The sequence below is a fragment of the Neisseria sp. P0022.S010 genome (assembly GCF_051956635.1).
This window is the reverse complement of record NZ_JBQCXF010000171.1, coordinates 1-5,807: the sequence shown is the minus strand read 5'-3', so window position 1 is coordinate 5,807 and position 5,807 is coordinate 1. Positions and strand designations below refer to the sequence as shown.

Here is a 5,807-nt window from a genome sequence, read left to right as displayed (position 1 = left end):
GGGTTTCGATGGATGTATTAAAACATGACAAAATTAGCAGTTAATTAGTGCTTGGTTAAACACAGTAAAGGCCGTCTGAAAACTGTTCAGACGGCCTTGATCCTTAGTCATCAAATTTCAAACGTATTGCCCAAGTGTAAATCCTGAAGGTTAGAAACGATGAAAAGCCTGCAGCGAATATTCACCCAACAAATGGACAAATCATGAACAAATTTTGCGAAATCACCTTTTGCCAACAAATCGGCAGCAACCAACAACACAACCAAGATGCCCTTTTTAACGGCGAACAAGTGTTTCAATATAAACTCAAAACCGCTGAAACACGCCTTGAAACCCGTCCACGCTTTATCATCGGGATAGCCGACGGCATTTCCAATAGCAATCATCCCGAAAAAGCCAGCAAATCAGCCATGCACCTATTAAGCTGTACAGCCAAACTCAGCCGTCAAACCATCAATCATGTACAAGCCGCTTTATCTCAAGAGCTGGCAGAGGATTATTTTGGTTCATCAACCACTTTTGTTGCCGCAGAAATCGACCAAACCACCGGCCAAACCAAAATCATCAGCGTAGGCGACAGCCGTGCCTATTTGATTGATACACAAGGAAAATGGAAGCAACTGACCCAAGATCACTCGATACTCTCCGAATTGCTGGATGGTTTGTCGGATAAAAAAGAAGAAGGGTTCGCCACCATATATGGCGGCGTTTCTTCTTATCTAGTAGCAGATTATTCCGAATTCCAAGACAAAATGTGCCATATCGAACTTACGCTTAAAGCAGGAGCAAGCCTGCTGCTTTGTTCAGACGGCCTAAGTGACGCCCTTTCAGAAGAAATAAGAGAAAAAATTTGGCAACAATATGATAACGATAAGTCCCGTCTGACTGTGTTTCGTAAATTAATTGCGAAACAAAGAGTTTATGATGATATGTCGGTAGTAGTTTGTAAGATTATCCAAACACCCTCTATCCAACCTTTTAACAATCACTGTCATCCGTTTTAAGTGAAATTTGAAACCATCTTTTACCATTTCTCTCCATCATTGCATTCGTCCGATATGTCATGATACTGTTCAAAAAACATGACTATTAGGAGTTTCTCATGTCCGAACAGCAAAAATACTTTTCTACCCAAGACGGTACTTCGCTTTTCTACCGCTATCGCCCTGCTGCCGATGGTTCTTCCGACAAAGCCATTGTGCTGTTCCATCGCGGACATGAGCACTCCGGCCGGATGATGTTTGTGGCGGATGAGCTGGGTTTTGATGATTTTGCCTATTTTGCTTGGGATGCGCGCGGTCATGGTTACAGCCCCGGTGAACGCGGCGATAGTCCGAGTATCGGCACTTCGGTTTCAGATGTGGATGATTTTATCCGACACATCCAACACGAATACGGCATCAAACCTGAAAACATCTGCGTGATTGCGCAAAGTGTCGGTGCGGTATTGGTTTCTACTTGGTTGCACGATTACGCGCCGAAAATCCGTTGCGCGGTATTGGCTTCGCCTGCGTTCAAAGTCAAGCTCTATGTTCCGTTTGCCCGTACCGGTTTGAAACTTATGCAAAAATGGCGCGGTAATTTCTTTGTCAACAGCTACGTCAAAGCACACTATCTGACCCACAACGTCGAACGTCAAAAAAGCTACGACAATGATCCGCTTATTGCCCGCGCTATTTCCGTTCGTATCCTGCTGGGTTTATATGAAGCGGCTGAACGCGTCGTTGCCGATGCGCAAGCCATTACTACGCCTGTACAACTGTTGATTTCAGGCAGCGATTGGGTCGTTCATCACAAACCGCAACACGATTTCTACAACCGTTTGGGCAGCCATATTAAAGAACGCCATATCCTGCCCGGTTTCTACCACGACACCTTAGGCGAGCAAAACCGTGAAATCGCGTTTATCGAAATGCGCCGTTTTATCCGCGAGCGTTTCAATCAGCCTTTGCAACAAGTCGATCTGACTCAAGCACACTTATTTGGAGACAGTCGTCGAGAAGCTGACGAACTGGCGACGCCTTTGCCTATTTGTACGCCTCGCGGCGCATTTTGGGCGACATATCGCGCCTCGCTCAAACTGGGTTCGCGCTGGAGTGAAGGCTTGAGAATCGGTCAAGAAACAGGTTTTGATTCAGGCAGCACGCTGGATTACGTCTACCGCAATCAACCGCAAGGCAGCAATGCTTTCGGTGTATGGGTGGACAAATACTATCTCAACGCCATTGGCTGGCGCGGCATTCGCCAACGCAAAGTCAATATCGGCAAAGCCATTCAGACGGCCTCAGCCAAACTGCGTGAAGCAGGGAAACCTGTACACGTCCTCGATATTGCCTCTGGACACGGCCGCTATGTATTGGATGCCCTGACTGCCGACACATTGCCTGATTCCGTACGCTTGCGCGATTACAGCCCGATTAATGTCGAAGCCGGCCGCAAGCTGATTGCCGAGCGCGGCTTGCAAGAGACGGTAACCTTCAATGAGGTCAATGCCTACGACTGCGCCAATTATCACGATTTACAGCCGCGTCCAACGCTGGGCATCGTCTCCGGCCTGCACGAATTGTTTGCCGACAATGATTTGATTTTGAACTCGCTCTACGGCTTCGGCGAAGCCATTGAAACGGGCAGCTACCTGATCTACACCGGCCAGCCGTGGCATCCGCAACTGGAAATGATTGCCCGCGCCCTGACCAGCCACAAAGCAGGCAGCCCAAACTGGGTAATGCGCCGCCGCAGTCAGCAGGAAATGGATCAGCTGGTTGAAAAAGCCGGTTTTGAAAAAATCCATCAATGGATAGACGAAGACGGTATTTTCACCGTGAGTTTGGCAGTGAAGAAATAAAAATAAAGGCCGTCTGAACAATTTTTTAACTTTCAGATGGCCTTATTTAAACCATGTACCTATCCATGAAACCCTCTCTCAAAACCTCCCTGCTCAAGCTGATCTTAGTCGGTATCCTGTTTTACACCAGCTACGGCATCTCCAATCATTACACGGCATCGCTGGACTATGTGCCTGAAATCGCTTTTGCATGGGAGAGCAATATTCCGTTTTGGGCATGGACGATTGTGCCTTATTGGTCGCTAAACCTGATGTATGCCGTGGCATTTTTTCTTTGTCGTAATACGCATGAACAAAACCGATATGTAGCGCACCTTGTAGCCGCCCAACTGATTGCGACTGTTTGCTTTGTACTGTTTCCGCTGCGTTTCGAGTGGCCTAAACCGCCTGCCGATGGACTGTCAGGCTGGCTGTTTGATTCATTGGCTGCATTTGATTTGCTGTATAACCAAGCGCCATCTTTGCATATCGCGTTGGCGATTATCGTGGGTGCATTTTATTGGACGCGCTTTCCAAAAATCCGCCTGCCGCTTTTCTTATGGCAAAGCCTGATTGCCTTGTCGGTACTGACGACTTACCAACATCATTTTATTGACGTGCTGACCGGCGCATTACTCGGCTGGCTGGTGTTGTGGGCTTTCCCGCATCAGATGACTTCGCCGTTAAGACTGGACTCAAGTGATGTACGCTCAAGAAAGATTGCGCTGCTGTATTTGCTTGGCGCGTGTTTAATGGCTTTACCTGCGCTGCTGGGTGGCGCGTGGCTGTGGTTGATATGGATTAGCGTGTCTTTGCTGATGGTGGCCTTTGCCTATTTGACTGGAAATGCAAACGTATTCCAAAAACAGGCTAACGGTAAATTATCGACGGCAGCGACGGTTTTGCTGTTGCCTTATCTGGTGGGCGTACGGCTAAACATGGCGTATTGGTTACGCGGTAAAGCGAAAACGGCACAAGTCCGCAATGATGTATGGATTGGCAGCGTTTTGGGGATTTCAAACCATCTGCCTGCCGTATTGGATGTATGCGCCGAATATCCCTGCCGTAGCTATCAAGGAGAATATCGCGCCCTACCTTTACTGGATATGGTAACGCCGTCTGAAAGCGATTTGGTTCAGACGGCCTTGATATTGGAAACCTTGCGCCAAAAACACGGCAAAGTGCTGGTATGTTGCGCTTTAGGTTATGGAAGAAGTGCCGCAGTGGTGCTGACGTGGCTGCTGGTCTATGGTGGCTGCAAAGACTTGGCGCAAGCGAAGGCCGAACTCAAACAGGCTCGACCGCAAATGGTATTATCGCCGGCCACTGCCAAAGCAGTCGAAGCTGCTGCCAACCGTTTAAAACAAGGATAATGATGAACAACGCAACCGACAGCCGTATTACCGCCCACCTGCTCTCTACCACACATTATGTTGCCACCTGCAACGCCTTGCTGCTCGCCTTGTCGGCAAAATATGGCGGCGCATGGTTTGCGGTGCAACTTGTCTTGGCAGCGGTTTTGCTGTACTGCCATATCCGCATTCACTTCGACCACCGCTTGTTCCAAGACTTTGCCGACAACCGCTACTCTCCTGAAGACTTCGACCAATCCTTACAACAAAACGGTTTACATCAAATTTCAAGCAGCCGTACGTTGACCCAACGGATAAACGGCGCACTTTCCTTATGGCGCAAAAGCTTATACCTGACCGCCGCACAATTTTTAATTTTGCTTATCCAAAGCATTTGATTATTTTTGCTGATTTACCCAAACCAGATCTAGAACGGTATCTCACTCCCAAAGGCAGAAACAATGAAAAACTTCCTCAAAAAACAACTTGCCTGGCTGACCGACCAAGCCTTGTGTCTGGCGGTCTCTTTTCTTACGGGCGTACGCCCCAAAAGCCCGCGCGAGCTGACATTCAATCAGCACCAAAAAGTCTATTACGCCAATCACGGCAGCCATGGCGATTTTGTGCTGGTGTGGATTTCCCTGCCCAGCCGCTGGCGCTTGTCCACGCGCCCTGTCGCCGGTTCGGATTACTGGCTGACAAGCAAACTCAAACGCTTCATCATTCAAAACGTTTTCAACGCCTTGCTGATTCCGCGCCATAGCGATAATCCGCAAGCAATTACCGAACAGATGAAAGACGCGCTAAACGCAGGAGATTCCTTGATTATTTTCCCTGAAGGCACGCGTAACACTGACGACAACACCATCCTGCTGCCGTTCAAGTCCGGCATTTATCATCTGGCAAAAAGCAAACCCGATACCGAATTTGTGCCGATTTGGATAGACAACATCAGCCGCGTACTGCCCAAAGGCAAAATCCTGCCTATCCCGCTTTTGTGTGAAGTCCATATCGGACAGCCGCTTACCTTGCAGGAAAACGAAGACAAAGACAGCTTTTTGACACGCAGCCGTGAAGCGCTGCTGGCACTCAGGCCGTCTGAAAACGACCGCAGCGAGCCTCGCCAAAATGAATCTGAAGTTCAGCAAAACAAAGGAGGACAAGCATGAGCCTTTCTACGACTTCCCAACAAATCATTGTCGAACAAGCCGCCGCTCATCTGACTCCGCAAGCCAGCTATATTTTTGTCAGCGTGTTTGCCGTATTGTGTTTTGCCAGCATCATCGGACAATGGCTCAAGCGCAAAAACGGCGCAGATAATGCCACCATCGCTAACCTCAACGCCCGCATTTACGCATGGTGGCTGATGACGCTGGTGTTGCTGGGCGCGTTTTGGTTCGGAAAAATCGGGACAGTTGTACTGTTTTTCCTGATTTCATTTGCCGCACTACGCGAATTTATGACCCTCGTCTATCGCCGCCGCAGCGACTATTACAGCATGGTTGTCTGCTTTTACCTGCTGCTGCCGGTGCAATACTATTTCGTCTATGACGGCTGGTACGGCATGTTCAGCATTTTTATTCCGGTTTACGGCTTTTTGATACTGCCGATTATTGCCAGCCTCAGCGGCC

The 5,807-nt window shown here is 48.6% G+C and carries 6 protein-coding genes; all 6 read left to right on the top strand.

The features are described 5' to 3' along the window. The first annotated feature begins 203 nt into the window (after positions 1 to 203). Positions 204 to 1,004, top strand: a complete 801-nt coding sequence (locus ACTHUT_RS12860) for a PP2C family protein-serine/threonine phosphatase (protein WP_250599685.1) — start codon at positions 204 to 206, stop codon at positions 1,002 to 1,004. Positions 1,005 to 1,102: 98 nt separating this feature from the next. After that, positions 1,103 to 2,845, top strand: a complete 1,743-nt coding sequence (locus tag ACTHUT_RS12855; RefSeq protein ID WP_250599683.1) for a bifunctional alpha/beta hydrolase/class I SAM-dependent methyltransferase — start codon at positions 1,103 to 1,105, stop codon at positions 2,843 to 2,845. Positions 2,846 to 2,910: 65 nt separating this feature from the next. Continuing rightward, positions 2,911 to 4,197 (top strand): phosphatase PAP2/dual specificity phosphatase family protein, encoded by a 1,287-nt coding sequence (locus ACTHUT_RS12850; RefSeq protein WP_250599681.1) that lies wholly within the window; start codon positions 2,911 to 2,913, stop codon positions 4,195 to 4,197. 2 nt (positions 4,198 to 4,199) lie between these two features. Further along, positions 4,200 to 4,574, top strand: coding sequence for a hypothetical protein (locus tag ACTHUT_RS12845; RefSeq protein WP_250601698.1), 375 nt, complete (start codon positions 4,200 to 4,202; stop codon positions 4,572 to 4,574). A 63-nt stretch (positions 4,575 to 4,637) separates the two neighbouring features. Continuing rightward, complete coding sequence (locus ACTHUT_RS12840) at positions 4,638 to 5,345, top strand: lysophospholipid acyltransferase family protein (protein WP_049352553.1); 708 nt, start codon at positions 4,638 to 4,640, stop codon at positions 5,343 to 5,345. Further along, a partial coding sequence (locus ACTHUT_RS12835; protein ID WP_440418862.1) for a phosphatidate cytidylyltransferase occupies positions 5,342 to 5,807 on the top strand: 466 nt, incomplete at its 3' end. The genes ACTHUT_RS12840 and ACTHUT_RS12835, both read left to right, overlap by 4 nt.

Bases quoted from the DNA above. Each gene is read 5' to 3' on its own strand.
- ACTHUT_RS12840 (WP_049352553.1), top strand. From the start codon at position 4,638: ATGAAAAACTTCCTCAAAAAACAACTTGCCTGGCTGACCGACCAAGCC.
- ACTHUT_RS12860 (WP_250599685.1), top strand. From the start codon at position 204: ATGAACAAATTTTGCGAAATCACCTTTTGCCAACAAATCGGCAGCAAC.
- ACTHUT_RS12855 (WP_250599683.1), top strand. From the start codon at position 1,103: ATGTCCGAACAGCAAAAATACTTTTCTACCCAAGACGGTACTTCGCTT.
- ACTHUT_RS12845 (WP_250601698.1), top strand. From the start codon at position 4,200: ATGAACAACGCAACCGACAGCCGTATTACCGCCCACCTGCTCTCTACC.
- ACTHUT_RS12850 (WP_250599681.1), top strand. From the start codon at position 2,911: ATGAAACCCTCTCTCAAAACCTCCCTGCTCAAGCTGATCTTAGTCGGT.